Source organism: Arenimonas sp. (assembly GCF_035721105.1).
Lineage (GTDB): Bacteria > Pseudomonadota > Gammaproteobacteria > Xanthomonadales > Xanthomonadaceae > Arenimonas.
In genome coordinates, this window is record NZ_DASTNG010000027.1 from 1 (window position 1) to 16,571 (window position 16,571).

Here is a 16,571-nt window from a genome sequence, read left to right on the forward strand (position 1 = left end):
CGCCGCCGGCCCCGGCCGCACCGCCGGCCCCCAGCGCACCCGCGGTCGCGGAGGCCTTCCCCGCCGCGCCGGCTTCCGCCGAACCCCAGGAAGCGGCCGGCGATACGCTCGACAGCATCGTCGTCACCGGCACCCGCATCACGCCGCCGGCCGAAACCGGCGACCAGGCACGCCGCCGCCACCAGGCGGCCTTCGCCGCCCGCGCGCAGGCGCGCCTGGAGGCCGAGCGCGACGCCGCCGAGCGTGAACAAATCGCGCGTTTGCAGATCGCGAGTGAGCAGTCGGCCAGCGAGCAGCGCGCCCAGGCCCAGGCCGCCCGCGAACCGGAAGCCGCCAAGGCCGAGGCCGCCGCCGCCGATGCCGCCGGCGCAGCCACGGCCAGCGCGCCGCCGGCACTGCCGCCGGTCGCCGCGGACGCCGCACTGCCGCTGCAAGACTGGTTCGACCGCATCCGCCTGCGCCGCGACCGCGGTGACCTCGCCGACGCCCGCGACAGCCTGGCCGCGCTCCGGCGTGCCCACCCGGACGCCGTCCTGCCCGACGACCTCCTCGACCTGCGCTGATGGCGGGCGAAACGCTGCAGGCACCGGCCAGCTTCACGCTCGAGGCCCGCAAGAGCCGCTTCCTCGCCCAGGCCGCCCCGGTGGAATCGCCGGAACAGGCCCTGGCCTGGCTGCGCGCCATCGCCGACCCGCAGGCCACCCACAACTGCTGGGCCTATCGCCTCGGCGCCGCCTACCGCTTCAGCGACGACGGTGAACCCGGCGGCAGCGCCGGCCGTCCGATCCTGGCCGCGATCGAAGGCCAGGGCCTGGACCAGGTCATGGTGGTGGTGACGCGCTGGTACGGCGGCACCAACCTCGGCGTCGGCGGCCTGGTGCGCGCCTACGGCGGTGCCGCGGCCGAGTGCCTGCGCACCGCGCCGCGGCGTCCGCTGGTGGACTGGCAGCACGCGGCCATCGACGCCGACTTCGCGCTGTCGGGACCGCTGCACGGCCTGCTCGATACCGTAGGCGCGCTCAAACTGGGCGAAGCCTTCGACGAGCACGGCCTGCACTTGCGTTTGCGCCTGCCCGCCTCCAACTTCGAAGACTTGGCCAACCGGCTGCGCGACCTCAGCCGGGGCGCCGCGCGGCTCCGGCGCCTGGAGACCCCCGACGAATGAGCGACCCCCTGCCGCCGCGCCCGCCGCTGAACGCCCTGCGCGGCCTGCTGCCCTTCCTGCGCCCGCACCGGCCGCTGCTGGCCTGCTGGCTGGTGGCGCTGGTGCTGAGTTCCAGCGCCACGCTGACGCTGCCGGTGGCGGTGAAGCACATGATCGACCAGGGCTTCGTCGCCGGCAGCTCGGTCGACCGCTGGTTCGCGCTGCTGTTCGCGGTCGCGGTGCTGCTGGCGCTGGCCACGGCGGCGCGCTTCTACTTCGTGTCGCTGCTGGGCGAGCGCGTCATCGCCGACCTGCGGCGCACGCTTTACGGCCACCTGCTGGGGCTGGACCAGGCCTTCTTCGAACGCACCCGCACCGGCGAGCTGCTGTCGCGGCTGTCGGCGGACACCGAGCTGCTGCGCAGCGTCGTCGCCTCGAGCATGTCGGTGGCCCTGCGCAGCGGCATCACGGTGGCGGGCAGCGCGATCATGCTGGCGGTCACCAGCCCGCGGCTGGCGCTGTTCGCGCTGCTGGGCATCCCGCTCGTGATCCTGCCGATGGTGGTGTCCGGCCGCAAAGTCCGCGGCGTGGCCAAGGACAGCCAGGACCGCGTGGCCGACGCCAACGCCCGCGCCGGCGAAACCCTGGGCGCGATGCACACCGTGCAGAGCTACGCGCGCGAGGACTACGAGCGCGACCGGTTCGGCGACGCGGTGCAGGTGGCGCTGGGCACCGCGCGCCGGCGCATCCGGCTGCAGGCGATGCTGACCGCGGTGGTGATCGTGCTGGTGTTCGGCTCGATCACCGCCGTGCTCTGGATCGGCGCGCAGGACGTCGTCGCCGGCACCATCACCCACGGCACGCTGGGCCAGTTCGTGCTGTACGCGCTGCTGGGCGCCGGCTCGGTCGGCGCGCTGACCGAAGTCTGGGCCGAGGTGCAGCGCGCCGCCGGCGGCATGACCCGCATCAACGAGCTGCTGCAGGAGCGCTCGGTGCTGGCGCTGCCGGCCCGGCCGGCGGCGCTGGCAACGCCGGTGCGCGGCGAGCTGCGGCTCGAAGGCGTGCGCTTCCACTACCCCAGCCGCCCGGATACGGCGGCGCTGGACGATTTCAGCCTGTCGGTGTCGCCGGGCGAGACCGTCGCGCTGGTCGGACCCTCCGGCGCCGGCAAGAGCACCGTGTTCCAGCTGCTGCTGCGCTTCCACGATCCCGAGGCCGGCCGCATCACGGTCGACGGCGTCGACCTGCGCCAGCTCGAACCCACCGCGCTGCGCCGCCAGGTCGCCCTGGTGCCGCAGGACCCGATGATCTTCGGCGCCAGCGCCCGCGAGAACATCCGCTACGGCCGCCTGGAGGCCAGCGACGCCGAGATCGAGGCCGCCGCCCGCAGCGCCGAGGCCCACGATTTCCTGTCCGCGCTGCCCGAGCGCTACGACAGCCAGCTGGGCGAACGCGGCGCCCGCCTGTCCGGCGGCCAGCAGCAGCGGCTGGCGATCGCCCGGGCGCTGCTCAAGGACGCCCCGATCCTGCTGCTAGACGAAGCCACCAGCGCCCTGGACTCGCAGAGCGAACACGCCGTGCAGCAGGCGCTGGAGCGGCTGATGCAGGGCCGCACCACGCTGGTGATCGCGCACCGCTTGGCCACCGTGCTCAAGGCCGACCGCATCGTGGTCATGGACCGCGGCCGTATCGTCGCGCAAGGCACCCACGCCGAACTCCTCGCCCAGGGCGGCCTCTACGCCGAACTGGCGCGCCTCCAGTTCAACCACTAGCCGACCGGGTGGCGGAAAAAATCGATTCGGACGCCCCAAAAAGAAGCCCCGCACGAGGCGGGGCTTCCGGGTGTCGTAGCGACGCGGCGTCAGGCCGGGGCGACGTTGGCGGCCTGGGCGCCCTTCGGGCCCTGGACGACTTCGAAACTGACGCGCTGCCCTTCCTGGAGCGAACGGAAGCCCTTGGACGTGATCGCGGAGTAATGCACGAACACGTCCGCGCTGCCGTCTTCCGGAGCGATGAAGCCAAACCCCTTGGCGTCGTTGAACCACTTCACGGTGCCGAAACTCATTGCGATTTCCCTTGGATGCGGTGGCTGGAGCGTGCCGCGGCGCCTTCCCCGGGCCGCGGCACGGCCCGAGTATGTACAAGGGAAAATCGACTGACAATCACCCCAACAGGGCGTCGAACAGGCCCGGCAGGCCGGCGCTGGCGGCCTCGACGTGGGCCAGCACCTCGGCCAGCGTGATCTCGGCGTCGTCGCTGCAGCCGGCGGCCCAGTTCGCCACGACCGCCAGGCAGGCGTAGTCCAGGCCCAGTTCCCGGGCCAGGCCGGCCTCGGGCATGCCGGTCATGCCGACCAGGTCGCAGCCGTCGCGGCGCATGCGCGCGATCTCGGCCTTGGTTTCCAGGCGCGGACCCTGGGTCGCGCCGTAGCAGCCGCCGTCCACGAGGGCGGTGCCGGCCCGTGCGGCGGCGGCCAGCACCTCGGCCCGCAGCGACGGCGTGTAGGGTTCGCCGAAGTCGACATGCAGCACCTCGCCACCCTCGCCGTCCCAGAAGCTGGACGCCCGGCCCCAGGTGTAGTCGATCAGCTGGTCGGGCAGCGCCAGCACGCGCGGGCCGAAGCGCTCGGTGATGCCGCCGACGGTGTTGATCGCCAGCACGCGCCGGGCGCCGAGCTGCCGGAGCTGCCAGAGGTTGGCGCGGTAGTTGATGCGGTGCGGCGGCAGCGAGTGGCCTTCGCCATGGCGGGCGAGGAAGGCGACGCGCCGGCCGCGCAGCGTGCCGACCCGCACCGGCCCGGACGGCGCGCCGTAGGGCGTGTCGCCGACCACGGCTTGGGCGTCCTCGAGGTTGGCCAAGCGGTACACGCCGGTGCCACCGATCACGGCCAGGTCGATGTCGGCCATCTCAGTCCCCCAGCGCGTAGATCGCGGGCAGGTTGCGGCCCTGTTCGTGGTAGTCCATGCCGTAGCCATAAACGTAGCGATCGGGCACCTCCAGCGCGACGAAATCGGCGGCGATGCCCTCGACGCAGCGGTCGTGCTGCTTCACCGCCAGCACCGCGATGCGGATCTCGGCGGCGCCCTCGTCCTCGCACCACTGCCGGACGGCCTTGAGCGTGTGGCCTTCGTCCAGGATGTCGTCGGCCAGCAACACCTTGCGGCCGCGCAGCGGCGTGGCCGGGCGGTGCAGCCAGGCCAGGTGGGCGCCGGTGGTCGCGCCGCGGTAGCGGCTGGCGTGCAGGTAGTCGAACTCCAGGTCGGTCCTGGTCGCCATCGCCAGCTGGGCCGCGAACGGCAGGCCGCCGTGCATGATCGTCAGATAGACCGGACGCTCGCCGCCGGCGTAGTGGGCGTCGATCTCACCGGCGATGCGCCGGATCTGCGCCTCGATCTGCGCCCGGTCGAACAGCTGCTCCGACGCCGCCAGCGCCTGCGCCAAGGACTTCGCCATCTCAGGACACTCCCTGGGGGTGGGCCGTCACGCGGCCGCGGGCCTCATCGTAACGTGCATCCGCCAGCAGCCCGTCCCAGCCGCCGGTGCCGCGGCCCATCAGCGAACCGACCGGCAGCGTGTCCGAGGCCGGGCGCGTGGCCATCGCCCGCAGCGAATCCTCGACCAGGGCCGGCGGGCAGACCAGCACCACGTCGCAGCCGGCGTCGAGGTGCACGTCGATGCGCGCCTTCACGCCGCCGACCGACTCGGCCGCGGCCATGCCGATGTCGTCGGAAAACACGACGCCGCGGAAGCCCATGTCCCGGCGCAGGATCTCCTTGATCCAGCGCGGCGAGTAGCCGGCCGGCTCCGGCGCGACGGCCGGGTACTTCACGTGCGCCATCATCACCGCATCGGCGCCGGCGGCGATGCCGGCGCGGAACGGCAGCAGGTCCTCGGCCTCGAGCACGGCGAACGTGCGCGGGTCGACGGCATCGTCGAAGTGCGTGTCCTCGAGCACCGAGCCGTGGCCCGGGAAATGCTTCAGCGTCGCCGCCATGCCGGCCTCGTGCATCCCGGCGACGTAGGCGCGGGTGAACTCGGCGACGATCGCCGGGTCGGCGTGGAAGGCGCGGTTGCCGATCGCCAGGTTGCCGCGCCCCAGGTCGACCACCGGCGCGAAGCTCAGGTCGACGCCGGTGGCGCGGATCTCGCTGGCCATCAGCCAGGCGTGGTCCTTGGCCAGGCGCAGCGCCGCCTTGGGGTCGCGCGAATACAGCTGGCCATAGCCATCGAGCGACGGCAGCGGATGGTAGCCGTCGCGGAAGCGCTGCACGCGGCCGCCCTCCTGGTCGACGCAGACCAGCTGCGGTCGCGGCGCCGCGGCGCGGATGGCGGCGGTGAGCTCGGCCGCCTGCTGGCGCGAGGCGAAGTTGCGCGTGAACAGGATCACGCCCGCCACCGCATCGTGCTGCAGCCAGTCGCGCTCGCGCGCGTCCAGTTCGTGGCCGCTGATTCCGATCACCAGCATCAGTGCTGCTCCTGTGCGCTCCAGCGCGCGTACGGGCGCTCGGCGAGCGCGAGGTTGTAGTAGCGGAGTTGGTCGGTGACCTCGGCGCCCAGCCAGTCCGGGCGCGGGTAGGCCTGGCCGGCGTCCTCGAGCTCGAGTTCCGCCACCACCAGGCCGGCGTTGTCGCCGCGGAACTCGTCGACTTCGAAGGTGTGGCCGTCGACCTCGACGTAGTGCCGCACCTTGTCGATGCGCCCGCCGACGCAAAGCGCCAGCAGTGCCTCGGCGTCGGCCACCGGGATCGGGTAGTCGAATTCCTGGCGGGTGGTGCCCAGCTCGCGCGACTTGAGGTTGAGGAAGGCCTGGTCGCCGGCGATGCGCACGCGCACCGAGGCGTTCTGCCGGCCTTCGCGCAGCGCCGCCATGTCGTTGATGTAGCCCTGGGCGATGCGCACCGCGCGGACCGCCTGGGTCCGCCAGCCCTCGCCCACCACCCGGAACTTGCGTTCGATCTCGATGCCCATGCGGGGTCCTATTTCTCGAACACGGCGATCGACTCGACGTGCGCGGTCTGGGGGAACATGTCCATCGCGCCGGCGGCGCGCAGGGTGTAGCCGCGCTCGCGCACCAGGAAGCCGGCGTCGCGCGCCAGCGAACCCGGGTGGCAGGACACGTAGACGATCCGGCGGATGCCCTGCAGCGGCAGTTGCGCCAGCACCTCGGCGGCGCCGGCGCGCGGCGGATCGAGCAGCAGCTTGTCGAAGCCGGCTTTCATCCACGGCTCGCCGGACAGGTCCTTGGCCAGGTCGGCGGCATGGAACTGGACGTTGGCCAGGCCGTTCTTCGCCGCATTGGCGCGCGCGCGCGCCACCAGCCCGCCGTCGCCCTCGACGCCCACCACCTGCCCTGCCCGCTTCGCCAGCGGCAGGGTGAAATTGCCCAGGCCGCAGAACAGGTCGAGCACGCGCTCGCCGGGCCGGGGGTCGAGCAGGTCGAGGGCCGAGGCGATCATCTTGCCGTTGAGGCCGGCGTTGACCTGGATGAAGTCCAGCGGACGGAAGTCCAGCGTCAGGTCCTGGCCGGGCAGCGAGAACGACAGCGGCACCTCCTCAGGCCACAGCGGCGCGACCGTGTCGACGCCACCGGGCTGCAGGAACACCGCGAAGCCGGTCTCCTTCGCGAAGGCCAGCAGGCGCGCGATGTCATCCTGCGACAGCGGCTCGAGATGGCGGAACACCAGCGCCACCGTCGCGTCGCCGGCGATGAATTCGATCTGCGGCAGCGTGCGGCGGCCGTCGAGGCTTTCCACCAGCGCGCTGATGGCGGGGATGCGCAGGCCGATCTCGGGCAGCACGGTGTGGCAGACCGACAGGTCGGCGACAAAACGCGGGTTGGTCTCGCGGAAACCGACCACGACCTTGCCCTTCTTCTCCACGTAGCGCACCGAGAACCGCCCCTTGCGGCGGTAGCCCCAGGCCGCGTCCACCAGCGGCGGCAGCACCGTGCCGGGCTCGACGTGGCCGATGCGGCGCAGGTTGTCGGTCAGCACGCGCTGCTTGGCGCTGATCTGCTGCGACTCCTCCAGGTGCTGGAGCACGCAGCCGGCGCAGGTGCCGAAGTGCGGGCAGCGCGGCGCCACCCGCTCGGGCGCGGCCTTGAGCACTTCCAGGGTGCGGGCCTCGTCGTAGTGGCGGTTGCGGCCGGTCTGCTCGACCCGGACGGTCTCGCCCGGCAGGGCGCCGGCCACGAAGACCGCCTTGCCCTCGCGCCGGCCGACGCCGCGGCCGTCGTGGCTGAAATCGGTGACGTCGATGTCGAAGACCTGGTGCAGCTTGGAGCGGGAACGAGCCACGGGCGGGACCAAACGGAACGGGGCGCGGATTGTCGCAAATCCGCGCCCCGGGTGCTGGCCCGGGCGGCCCGGCGCGGGCGCGCCGGGATCCGCCGGGCGGTCGTGCCGACCGCTTACTTCTGCTTCCAGCTGCCGTCGCCGGCCTGGTACCACCAGCCGGCGCGGGCGCTGGCGACCCACTGCTTGGCGAAGGTCTCGCGGATCTGGCCCTCCCACTCCGGGTGGTTGTTGGCCACGGCGATCTCGCGGTAGACGGCGTCGCGGTCGCGGTTTTCCTCGGCCACCAGCTGGTTCACGGCCACGCGGTCCTTCAGGCCGACCTGGGTGGCATCGCGGAGCACGACGCGGCCGTCCTTGCCGAAGCCCAGCGCGCCGGAGTCGAAGTGCGGCCGCAGGCTGGACTGGAACCGGGCCTCCATCCGCGCCTGGATGGCCTGGATGGCCGGCGTGCGCAGGGTGATGTCGGCCTGCTGGGCGTGGGCGCTGGAAATGAACAGCGACGCGAGCTCGAAGCCCGGCCGGCGCGGCGACTGGTAGGACTGCGGGTTGCCGCCGGCGGCGTCCTCGCCCAGCACCTTCTCGACGAATTCCTCGGCCGCCTGCTGCGCCTCGGCCGCCGGGAAGTAGACGTTGATGGTGACGCAGGCGCCGAGCGCGAGCACGCCGACGGCCAGCAGCGAGGTCCACAGATGACGCGATTTCGGCTTGCCCATGACGCTCTCCCTTTATTGGATGACCGGAGTCTGGCCCGTGGTGGCCGCCTCCAGGCGGTCCACCAGGGTGGGCCAGTCCACCTGGCGCCGGAAGCCCACCACCTGGATGCGCGGCAGGCCGGAACCTTCGACGATGGTATAGCCATCGCCGGCTGAACCGACACCGTCCATCGCACAGACGTTGTCGCGAAGGCGGCAGGCCAGGCCGATGCGGGCGTACCCGAAGTCGTCGAAGAACTTCAGCACCTGGGTCTGCAGCCCGGCGACCAGGCCGGCGCCGCCGACCTTGGAGATGTCCTCGACCGCGCGCTGGCTGATCCGGCGCCGGCCCTTCCAGGCCTCGTCGGTCTCGAGCCGGGCATCGAAGGCCACCGGCGACCAGTCGACCATGCGCAGCCCGGCGATGCGGCCGTCCAGCCGGCCGCTGATGCTGCCGAAGCCGAAGGCCGCGGTCATCGGCGCCATGTCGATGTCCTCGATCGCGATGTCGGCCGACAAGGTCGGGGCGACGCCGAAGGGCCGCTCCATCACCAGCGACGACAGCGCCACGCTGCCACCGAACACGTCCATGGCCAGGCCACCGTCGAGGGTGAGCACGTTGTCTTCGTAGCGCGCCGACGGGATGCGGCCGCCGATCCGGCCGGTGAACGGGGGCCAGCCCAGGCGCTGCGACAGGCTGCCCAGGTCGAGTGCGTCGAGCGTCAGCCCCAGCTGGAACCGCGTGCGCTGCGCGTCGGTCGGCGCCTGCCAGCGCAGGTCGTCCAGCCCGACTTCGCCGCCCAGCACCGCGATGCGCGCCGGCTGGCGCAGGCGCAGTTCGCCGTTGGCGCTTCGGAAGTCCAGCCGCGACGGACCCAGGCCGATGCCGTACAGGGCGCCGCCGTCGAGCTGCAGCGCACTGTCGACACCGGCGGCGTCGAGCGTCCAGCGCAGGGTGCCGTCCAGGCCCGCCAGAGCGAAGCGCTGGCGCGGGTCGATCGCGTTGACGTCCGTCAGTTCGAGCGACAGTTCGCCGGCGCGCCCACCGCGCATCGCCACCCGCGCGCTGGCGCGACCCGACAGCACCAGGTCGGAAAAGCCGGCCGGCGCGAGGAAGCCGCTGAGGTAGCGATCGCGGGCCACCGCGAGTTCGCCCAGCGACAGCGACAGACCCAGGTCCTGCAGGCTGGCGTCGGCGGCCAGCGTCGCCGAGCCGCTGGCCTGCAGCACCTCGCCGTCGCGGCAGGAGAAGCTGGGCAGCCGCCAGCCGGCGCCATCCGCCTGCTCCGCGACCAGCGCCAGCGACACCGGCGTTGTCGGCAGCTGGGCGTAAAGGCCCTGGGCCAGGAACTCACCGCCGCGGCTGTCGAGCTCCAGCGTCACCCGCTGGCGACCGGCCTGCTCGCGGTAGCCCAGCGCCATCGTCGCCTGCAGCCCGGCCGCGGCCAGCCAGCCATCGGGAGTTTCCAGGCCGATGTCCGCCAGCGACAGCGCGGCGTCGACTTCGAACGGTCCGCGATCGGGCACCGACAGGTCGACGCGTCCACCGACCTCGCCGGCGGTCCACTGCCCGTCGGCCCAGAGTCCGGCGAGGAACACGCGCAGCCAGTCGACCGGGATCCGCGCGAGCTCCAGGCGATGGCGTTCGGGCGCGGCGGCCAGCGAGGTGTAGGAAATCCGGCGCGGGCCGACGGCGAGTTCAGCGCGGGTGGCCGCCGGGGAAACGTCCAGCGACAGGGGATGCAGCGCGCCGCCGGCCACCTGCAGGCCGCCCGCGCAGGCCCAGCCGCCGTCGTCGTTGCGTCGCAGCGGGCAACGCCATGCGAGGTCGCGGCCGCGGTAGCCCAGCAGCGGCATTTCGGCCGATTCGGCGCGCAGTTCCAGCGAGCCGCTGGCCTCGCCCTCCGGCCAGGACAGCACCAGCCGGACGCCTTCGAGCGTCGCCACTTCGCTGCGCACGGCGTCCACCTGCGCGCGCAGTACCTTCGCCTGCACCGGCAGGACCGCGAGCAGGAGCCCGCAGAAAAGCATCTTGCCTGTCGTGACGGGTCGCCGCATGCTGCCAGCATAGTGGTTTCGGACGCCGTGATTAAACGGGAAACGCGATGAACCCCCGCCTGCTGCTGGTCGAAGACGATGCCGTCACCGCCGCGTTCCTCGCGCAGGCACTGGCCCCCCTGCGCCTGCAGCTGGTGCTGGCCGGCGACCTGGCCCAGGCGCGCGCGCGGGTCGATGGCCGCGAGGCGCTGTGGCTGTTCGACGCCCGCCTGCCGGACGGCCGCGGCGACGGCTTGCTGGCCGAACTGCGCGCCCGCGGCTACACCGTGCCGGCGCTGGCGCTGACCGCCGAGGACGATCCGGCGGCACTGGCCGGCCTGCGGGCGGCCGGCTTCGCGGCGGTGCTGGCCAAGCCGATCACGGCCGCCGCGCTGCGGCGGGCGCTGGAGGCGGCGATGTCGGCTCCAGCCCGGCCGCATGGCGCCACCTCGGCGACGACCGCCCCGATACCGCGCGATGACGAGGACGATGACGATGCCGCGGCGCGCGCCGTGCCCCCGCCCTGGGACGATGCCGCGGCGCTGTCGGCGCTCGGTGGCGATCCCGCGGCGGTGCAGGCCTTGCGTGGGCTGTTCCTGAAGGAGTTGCCGGCGCAATCGGCCGCGGTCGAGGTCGCGTGGTCCGGGCGCGACGACGCGCGGCTTCGCGAGCAGTTGCATCGGCTCAAGGCCAGCTGTGCGTTCGTGGGCGCGGGCGCCCTGCTCGGCGCGGTGCGGGCCCTGCACGCCCGGCCCGACGATGCCGGCGCGCATGCGCGGTTCCAGGCCGAGGCGCGGGCGCTGGCCGACGCCGCCGCGGCCTAGTCCTGGCCGATGCGGGCCAGTTCGGACAGCAGGCCCCAGGACTTGAGCTTCTGTGGCCCCAGGTGCACCTGGAGCACGCCGCGCATCGCACTGCGCAGCTCGGCCAGCTGCTCGGGCGGCGGCAGCCGGTCCTCGGCCAGCGCCAGCAGGGCCGCACCGCTGGTGGATCCGGCGCCGTGGGCGCGGTCGCGGACCGGGCCGCGCTCGTGGTCCAGGCGGTAGCGGCCGGCCGGGTCGATGCGTTCGCCGTCCTCGTCGTGGTCCAGCGGCAGGCCGTAGCCCAGCAGTTCGAGCAGGTCGCGTTCGAAACGGCGCAGGGTCCAGGCCAGCCCCTCGGGCGCCGCCAGCGCCTGCCGCAGCGCGCCGTAGCGCGCATACAGCTCGGGCGCCGGGTCCTGGCGCGGCAGCAGCCGCAGCACCAGTTCGTTGACGTAGAAGGCCGCCATCAAGGCGTCGCCCTGCAGCATCGCGCCGGCGTCGAGCGCTTCGGCCTGCACCAGGCGGGCCAGCTCGCCGCGCGGCAGGAAGTCGACCCGGATCGACTGCAGGGGCTGCAGGGCGGCGCGCAGCGGATGCCGCTTGGCGCCCTGCACGCCGCGCGCCACCACCGCCACGCGACCGTGGTCGCGGGTCAGCAGTTCGACGATCAGGCTGGTCTCGCGCCAGGCCCGCGCATGCAGCACGAAGGCGGGCTGCGCCCGGACCTGCATTTCAGTCGCTGTAGCCGAAGCGGCGCAGCGCGGCCTCGTCGTCGGACCAGCCTTCGCGCACGCGGCACCAGGTCTCGAGGAAGACCTTGCGGCCGAACAGGTTCTCCATGCCGTGGCGGGCGCTGGTGCTGATCGCCTTCATCCGCTCGCCGCCCTTGCCGATGACGATCGGCTTCTGGCCCTCGCGTTCGACCCAGATCACGGCGGCGATGCGCAGCATCTCGCCGTCGAGCTCGAACTTCTCGATCTCGACCGTGGCCGAATAAGGCAGCTCGTCGCCAAGCCGCAGCATCAGCTGTTCGCGCACCAGTTCGCCGGCCAGGAAGCGCTCGCTGCGATCGGTGATCTCGTCCTCGTCGTGGCTCGGCGGCGCTTCGGGCACGTGCTCCAGCAGGGTCTTGACCAGGCCGTCGAGGCCGCGCTTCTTCAAGGCCGAAAGCGGATACACCGCGCTGAACTCGCGTCCGGCCGTGACCTCGGCGATGAAGGGCAGCAGTGCCGCCTTGTCGGTGACCTTGTCGACCTTGTTGATGACCAGGATGCAGGGCACGCCGGCGTCGCGCAGGGCCTTGTAGGCGAGCGCGTCGTCGTCGGTCCAGCGGCCCGCCTCGATCACCAGCATGGCGGCGTCGACGCCTTCGACGGCACCGCGCGCCGCGCGGTTCATCATGCGGTTCATGGCGCGCTTCTGCTGGCCGTGGATGCCCGGCGTATCGACCAGCAGCAGCTGGCCTTCCGGGAAGGTGGCGATGCCCAGCATGCGGTGCCGGGTGGTCTGCGGTCGCGGCGAAACGATGCTGACCTTGGCGCCGACCATGGCATTGACCAGGGTGGACTTGCCGACGTTGGGGCGTCCCAGCACGGCGATGGTGCCGGCGCGATGGCTGGCCTGGCCGGCGGTGGTTTCGGTGTTCACTTCTTCTCCAGTCTCGCCAGCACGCGCTCGGCGGCGAGTTGTTCGGCGGCCCGCAGCGCCGGCCCTTCGGCCTGCTCGGCCAGTTCGGGCTCGGTGGTTTCGCAGCTGACCACGAACACGCGGGCGTGGTCGTCGCCGCGGGTCTCGACCAGGCGGTAGGCCGGCCGCGGCAGCTGCTTGCCCTGCAGCCATTCCTGCAGGCGGGTCTTGGGGTCTTTCTCGGCCTTGCCGGTGGTCAGGGTCGCCACCAGCGGTTCGAACCAGGGCAGCACGGTCGCGCGGCAGGTGTCGAAGCCGGCATCGAGGTGGATGGCGGCCACCACCGCCTCCAGGGCGTCGGCCAGGATCGAGTCACGGCGATGGCCGCCGCTCTTGAGCTCGCCCGGCCCCAGTTCGATCCGGTCGCCCAGTTCGAGCGTGCGGGCAATCGAGGCCAGGGCCGACTCACGCACCAGGGCGGCGCGGGCACGGGTCAGGGTGCCCTCGTCGGCCTTGGGCCAGCGGGCGTGCAGGGCTTCGGCGACGACCAGGTTGACCAGGGCGTCGCCGAGGAACTCCAGGCGTTCGTTGTTCGGCGCCCCGGCGCTGCGGTGCCTCAGGGCCTGCTGCAGCAGTTCGGGGTGGCGAAAGGCGTGTTGGAGCCGATCAGCCACCCGTTCCGGTACCGTTGAGATTGGCCACGTGCTCGAACTTGCCGACCACGTCGAGATTGGCCAGCAGCGGCTTGCGCACTTCGTACGACACCTTGATCTGCATGCCGCGGCCGTCGGCCGCGCGCTCGATCTTGACGTGCTCGCGCTTGACCGAATCGACGTAGGCGGTGTTGAAGCGGCGCTCGAGGTCGATCCAGACCTGGCCCGGCGGCACGTTGGCGGAGTTGGGCTGGGCGGCGTACTGGTCCACCGCCGCCTTCATGTTGTGGAATTCGCTGTACATCGGGAACAGCTTCATGGCCATCAGGGCGAAGAAGCCCACGACGACCAGGACGATGACGAAACTCATCAAGGTGATGCCTGACTGCTTGCGTACCATGGTCGTTTCCCCTGGGTGGATGCTGCTCAGCGGATGGTATCGCCAATCCGGGTGTAGTCAAACGCTTCGTTGCAGAACCAGCCGGAGCAGTTGAGCCAGACCAGGAACGCCTTGCCGACGAGGTTCTGCTCCGGCACGAAGCCCCAGTAACGGCTGTCTTCGCTCTGGTCGCGGTTGTCGCCCATCACGAAGTAGTGGCCGGCGGGCACCACCCACTGGTTCTCCGAGCGCGGGTCGCTGTAGCGGCCGATTTCCAGGCTCAGGTGGGTCCGTCCCGGCGCGTCGCCGGAACCCGGCAGGTCGACCTCGAACAGGCTCGCGCCGGTCATGGACCGGCCCTGCCCCTGGCCGATGTAGACGCCCGACTCGCGCTTGGCCACGGCCTGGTCGTTGACGTACAGCATCTGGTCCTTGAACGCGATGCGGTCGCCCGGCAGGCCAACCACGCGCTTGATGTAGTCGGTGCCGGCCTTGGGGTCGTCGGGGGTGAAACCGGGGTAGCGGAACACCACCACGTCGCCGCGCGCCGGCTGTCCCAGCGGCACGACCTTGGTGTTGAGCACCGGCAGGCGCAGGCCGTAGGTGAACTTGTTGACCAGGATGAAGTCGCCCACCAGCAGGGTCGGCATCATCGAACTGGACGGGATGCGGAAGGGCTCGGCCACGAAGCTGCGCAGGCCCAGCACCAGGAAGATGATCGGGAACAGCGACTTGGCGTACTCGACCACCAGCGGGTCGGCGACGTCTTCGCCCTCGGCCTGCATCAGCCGGCGCTTGCGCGCGAACAACAGGACGTCAAGCAGCCAGATCAGGCCGGTCAGCGCAGCCAGCGCGGTGAGGATGAGGGCAAGGTCGATTTTCACGCAGTGGGCTTCCTCGCGGCGGGGGCCGCTTACTTGTTGTCGGTCTGCAGCACGGCGAGGAAGGCTTCCTGCGGGATTTCCACCCGGCCGACCTGCTTCATGCGCTTCTTGCCCTCTTTTTGCTTCTCGAGGAGCTTCTTCTTGCGGGTGGCGTCGCCGCCGTAGCACTTGGCCAGCACGTTCTTGCGCATGGCCTTGACGGTCGAGCGCGAGATGATCTGCGAGCCGATGGCGGCCTGGATGGCGACGTCGAACATCTGGCGCGGGATCAGCTCGCGCATCTTCTCGCAGACCTCGCGGCCGCGCCGGTCGGCATGGCTGCGGTGGACGATCGACGAGAGCGCGTCGACCTTGTCGCCGTTGATCAGGGTGTCGATCAGCACGAACGGGCCGGCCTCGAAGCGCTCGAAGTGGTAGTCGAGCGAAGCATAGCCGCGCGAGACCGACTTGAGCTTGTCGAAGAAGTCCAGCACCACCTCGGCCATCGGCAGCTCGTAGCTGATCTGCACCTGCGAGGCCATGTAGTTGATGCCGACCTGGCGGCCGCGCTTCTCCTCGCACAGCTTGATGACGCTGCCGACGTAGTCGGGCGGCGTCAGGATGTTGGCGCGGATGATCGGCTCGCGGATCTCGGAGATCTTGGTCACCGGCGGCAGCTTGGACGGGTTGTCCAGCGGCATGGTGCTGCCGTCGTTCATCAGCACTTCGTAGACCACGGTGGGCGCGGTGGTGATGAGGTTGAGGTCGTACTCGCGCTCCAGGCGCTCCTGCACGATCTCCATGTGCAGCATGCCCAGGAAGCCGCAGCGGAAGCCGAAGCCCATCGCCTCCGAGCTCTCGGGCTCGAAGCGCAGCGCGGCGTCGTTCAGGCGCAGCTTCTCGAGCGCCTCGCGCAGCGCCGGGTAGTCGTCGGCGTCGACCGGGAACAGGCCCGCGAACACCCGGGGCTGCATCTCCTGGAAACCCGGCAGCGGACCCGGCGCCGGATCGCTGGCCAGGGTGAGGGTGTCGCCGACCGGCGCGCCGTGCACGTCCTTGATCGAGGCGTTGATCCAGCCCACCTCGCCGGCGCCCAGCTTGGCCAGGTCCTTGCGCTTGGGGGTGAACACGCCGACCTTGTCGACCAGGTGGGTGCGGCCGGTGGACATCACCAGCATCTTGTCGCCGGGCTTGATCTCGCCCTGCATCACCCGCACCAGCGAGACCACGCCCAGGTAGTTGTCGAACCACGAGTCGATGATCAGCGCCTGCAGCTTCTCAGTGTCGCGCGGCTTCGGCGGCGGGATGCGCTTGACGATGGCCTCGAGCACGTCGACCACGTTCAGGCCGGTCTTGGCGCTGATGGCCACCGCGTCCTCGGCATCGATGCCGATCACCGCCTCGATCTCGGCCTTGACCTTCTCGATGTCGGCCGTGGGCAGGTCGATCTTGTTGATCACGGGCACCACTTCCAGGCCCTGCTCGACCGCGGTGTAGCAGTTGGCCACCGACTGCGCCTCGACGCCCTGGGCGGCGTCGACGACCAGCAGCGCACCCTCGCAGGCGGCCAGCGAGCGGCTGACCTCGTAGCTGAAGTCGACGTGGCCGGGGGTGTCGATGAAGTTGAGCTGGTAGGTGACCCCGTCCTTCGCCGTGTAGGGCAGCGAGACCGACTGGGCCTTGATGGTGATGCCGCGCTCGCGCTCGATCGGGTTCGAGTCGAGCACCTGCGCCTCCATTTCGCGCGCCTGCAGGCCGCCACAGATCTGGATGATGCGATCGGCGAGCGTGGACTTGCCGTGGTCCACGTGGGCGATGATGGAGAAGTTGCGGATGTGCTGCATGCGGGGACGGCGGCCGGTGGGTTGCGGTAAACGGCGGATTATCGCACAGCAGCGCCGGTCCGGCCCGCCGGGGCGCAGGCTGCACGGCGTTCCATGCGATAATGCCGGGTTCGTGCCGCCACCCCGGCGGCACGCCGCCCGGGCCTGCCGCGGCGGCGCAAGCTGACAGCGTAGCCCATGGAACTGATCCGCAACTTCTCCATCATCGCGCACATCGACCACGGCAAGTCCACG

General features: G+C 71.4%; 17 protein-coding genes and 1 pseudogene. 4 read left to right on the forward strand and 14 right to left on the reverse strand.

Annotation, left to right across the window (positions count from 1 at the left end; all coding sequences use genetic code 11):
• The 3 genes and pseudogenes from VFQ84_RS03570 to VFQ84_RS03580 all read left to right on the forward strand — a co-directional run.
• Nucleotides 1-563: pseudogene (locus VFQ84_RS03570) on the forward strand (hypothetical protein); the annotation flags it as partial.
• The gene (locus tag VFQ84_RS03575; RefSeq protein ID WP_325129316.1) at nt 563-1,165 is read left to right on the forward strand and encodes a YigZ family protein; all 603 of its coding nucleotides are present in this window, start codon (nt 563-565) and stop codon (nt 1,163-1,165) included. The pseudogene VFQ84_RS03570 and the gene VFQ84_RS03575, both read left to right, overlap by 1 nt.
• On the forward strand, nt 1,162-2,916 hold the full coding sequence (locus tag VFQ84_RS03580) for an ABC transporter transmembrane domain-containing protein (RefSeq protein WP_325129318.1): 1,755 nt from the start codon (nt 1,162-1,164) through the stop codon (nt 2,914-2,916). Before VFQ84_RS03575 ends, VFQ84_RS03580 begins: the two co-directional genes overlap by 4 nt.
• 89 nt (nt 2,917-3,005) lie before the next feature.
• On the opposite strand, the gene VFQ84_RS03585 is transcribed toward VFQ84_RS03580, so the two are convergent.
• From VFQ84_RS03585 to VFQ84_RS03620, 8 genes are all read right to left on the reverse strand, one after another.
• On the reverse strand, nt 3,006-3,209 hold the full coding sequence (locus tag VFQ84_RS03585) for a cold-shock protein (RefSeq protein ID WP_325129320.1): 204 nt from the start codon (nt 3,207-3,209) through the stop codon (nt 3,006-3,008).
• 97 nt (nt 3,210-3,306) lie between these two features.
• Complete coding sequence (locus VFQ84_RS03590; protein ID WP_325129322.1) at nt 3,307-4,050, reverse strand: S-methyl-5'-thioinosine phosphorylase; 744 nt, start codon at nt 4,048-4,050, stop codon at nt 3,307-3,309.
• A 1-nt stretch (nt 4,051) separates the two neighbouring features.
• A complete protein-coding gene (locus tag VFQ84_RS03595) occupies nt 4,052-4,597 on the reverse strand; it encodes a hypoxanthine-guanine phosphoribosyltransferase (RefSeq protein ID WP_325129325.1) in 546 nt (181 codons plus the stop codon).
• Between the two features lies 1 nt (nt 4,598).
• Nucleotides 4,599-5,609: a beta-N-acetylhexosaminidase gene (gene nagZ, locus VFQ84_RS03600; protein ID WP_325129327.1), complete on the reverse strand. Its 1,011-nt coding sequence runs from the start codon at nt 5,607-5,609 to the stop codon at nt 4,599-4,601.
• Nucleotides 5,609-6,112, reverse strand: coding sequence for a CYTH domain-containing protein (locus VFQ84_RS03605; RefSeq protein WP_325129329.1), 504 nt, complete (start codon nt 6,110-6,112; stop codon nt 5,609-5,611). The genes nagZ and VFQ84_RS03605 overlap by 1 nt, the downstream gene beginning before the upstream one ends.
• 8 nt (nt 6,113-6,120) lie before the next feature.
• Complete coding sequence (gene rlmD, locus VFQ84_RS03610; protein ID WP_325129331.1) at nt 6,121-7,440, reverse strand: 23S rRNA (uracil(1939)-C(5))-methyltransferase RlmD; 1,320 nt, start codon at nt 7,438-7,440, stop codon at nt 6,121-6,123.
• Between the two features lie 113 nt (nt 7,441-7,553).
• Entirely contained in the window at nt 7,554-8,153 is a 600-nt protein-coding gene (locus tag VFQ84_RS03615) for a YdbL family protein (RefSeq protein WP_325129333.1), read from the reverse strand.
• A 12-nt stretch (nt 8,154-8,165) separates the two neighbouring features.
• On the reverse strand, nt 8,166-10,163 hold the full coding sequence (locus VFQ84_RS03620; RefSeq protein ID WP_325129335.1) for a hypothetical protein: 1,998 nt from the start codon (nt 10,161-10,163) through the stop codon (nt 8,166-8,168).
• 74 nt (nt 10,164-10,237) lie between these two features.
• Here VFQ84_RS03620 and VFQ84_RS03625 point away from each other — a divergent pair, with 74 nt between their 5' ends.
• Entirely contained in the window at nt 10,238-10,993 is a 756-nt protein-coding gene (locus VFQ84_RS03625; RefSeq protein WP_325129338.1) for a response regulator, read from the forward strand.
• Here VFQ84_RS03625 and recO read toward each other — a convergent pair.
• The 6 genes from recO to lepA are packed head-to-tail and all read right to left on the reverse strand — an operon-like array spanning nt 10,990 to nt 16,337.
• A complete protein-coding gene (gene recO / locus VFQ84_RS03630; RefSeq protein ID WP_325129340.1) occupies nt 10,990-11,703 on the reverse strand; it encodes a DNA repair protein RecO in 714 nt (237 codons plus the stop codon). The genes VFQ84_RS03625 and recO overlap by 4 nt on opposite strands.
• A gap of 1 nt (nt 11,704) precedes the next feature.
• Nucleotides 11,705-12,619 carry a GTPase Era gene (era, locus tag VFQ84_RS03635; RefSeq protein ID WP_325129342.1) on the reverse strand — a complete coding sequence of 305 codons (915 nt, stop codon included), beginning with the start codon at nt 12,617-12,619 and terminating at the stop codon, nt 11,705-11,707.
• The gene (gene rnc / locus VFQ84_RS03640) at nt 12,616-13,272 is read right to left on the reverse strand and encodes a ribonuclease III (RefSeq protein WP_325129344.1); all 657 of its coding nucleotides are present in this window, start codon (nt 13,270-13,272) and stop codon (nt 12,616-12,618) included. The genes era and rnc overlap by 4 nt, the downstream gene beginning before the upstream one ends.
• A complete protein-coding gene (locus VFQ84_RS03645; protein WP_325129346.1) occupies nt 13,265-13,621 on the reverse strand; it encodes a DUF4845 domain-containing protein in 357 nt (118 codons plus the stop codon). Before VFQ84_RS03645 ends, rnc begins: the two co-directional genes overlap by 8 nt.
• Nucleotides 13,622-13,677: 56 nt before the next feature.
• Nucleotides 13,678-14,508, reverse strand: a complete 831-nt coding sequence (lepB, locus tag VFQ84_RS03650) for a signal peptidase I (protein WP_414636992.1) — start codon at nt 14,506-14,508, stop codon at nt 13,678-13,680.
• Between the two features lie 35 nt (nt 14,509-14,543).
• Complete coding sequence (gene lepA / locus VFQ84_RS03655) at nt 14,544-16,337, reverse strand: translation elongation factor 4 (RefSeq protein ID WP_325129352.1); 1,794 nt, start codon at nt 16,335-16,337, stop codon at nt 14,544-14,546.
• Nucleotides 16,338-16,571: the final 234 nt, after the last annotated feature.

What these genes read in the sequence shown, in the direction of transcription:
- nagZ (WP_325129327.1), bottom strand. Translation starts at nt 5,609, where the DNA reads ATGCTGGTGATCGGAATCAGCGGCCACGAACTGGACGCGCGCGAGCGC.
- VFQ84_RS03645 (WP_325129346.1), bottom strand. Translation starts at nt 13,621, where the DNA reads ATGAGTTTCGTCATCGTCCTGGTCGTCGTGGGCTTCTTCGCCCTGATG.
- VFQ84_RS03615 (WP_325129333.1), bottom strand. Translation starts at nt 8,153, where the DNA reads ATGGGCAAGCCGAAATCGCGTCATCTGTGGACCTCGCTGCTGGCCGTC.
- VFQ84_RS03605 (WP_325129329.1), bottom strand. Translation starts at nt 6,112, where the DNA reads ATGGGCATCGAGATCGAACGCAAGTTCCGGGTGGTGGGCGAGGGCTGG.
- recO (WP_325129340.1), bottom strand. Translation starts at nt 11,703, where the DNA reads ATGCAGGTCCGGGCGCAGCCCGCCTTCGTGCTGCATGCGCGGGCCTGG.
- VFQ84_RS03590 (WP_325129322.1), bottom strand. Translation starts at nt 4,050, where the DNA reads ATGGCCGACATCGACCTGGCCGTGATCGGTGGCACCGGCGTGTACCGC.
- VFQ84_RS03620 (WP_325129335.1), bottom strand. Translation starts at nt 10,163, where the DNA reads ATGCTTTTCTGCGGGCTCCTGCTCGCGGTCCTGCCGGTGCAGGCGAAG.
- VFQ84_RS03625 (WP_325129338.1), top strand. Translation starts at nt 10,238, where the DNA reads ATGAACCCCCGCCTGCTGCTGGTCGAAGACGATGCCGTCACCGCCGCG.
- VFQ84_RS03595 (WP_325129325.1), bottom strand. Translation starts at nt 4,597, where the DNA reads ATGGCGAAGTCCTTGGCGCAGGCGCTGGCGGCGTCGGAGCAGCTGTTC.
- lepA (WP_325129352.1), bottom strand. Translation starts at nt 16,337, where the DNA reads ATGCAGCACATCCGCAACTTCTCCATCATCGCCCACGTGGACCACGGC.
- VFQ84_RS03585 (WP_325129320.1), bottom strand. Translation starts at nt 3,209, where the DNA reads ATGAGTTTCGGCACCGTGAAGTGGTTCAACGACGCCAAGGGGTTTGGC.
- VFQ84_RS03575 (WP_325129316.1), top strand. Translation starts at nt 563, where the DNA reads ATGGCGGGCGAAACGCTGCAGGCACCGGCCAGCTTCACGCTCGAGGCC.
- VFQ84_RS03580 (WP_325129318.1), top strand. Translation starts at nt 1,162, where the DNA reads ATGAGCGACCCCCTGCCGCCGCGCCCGCCGCTGAACGCCCTGCGCGGC.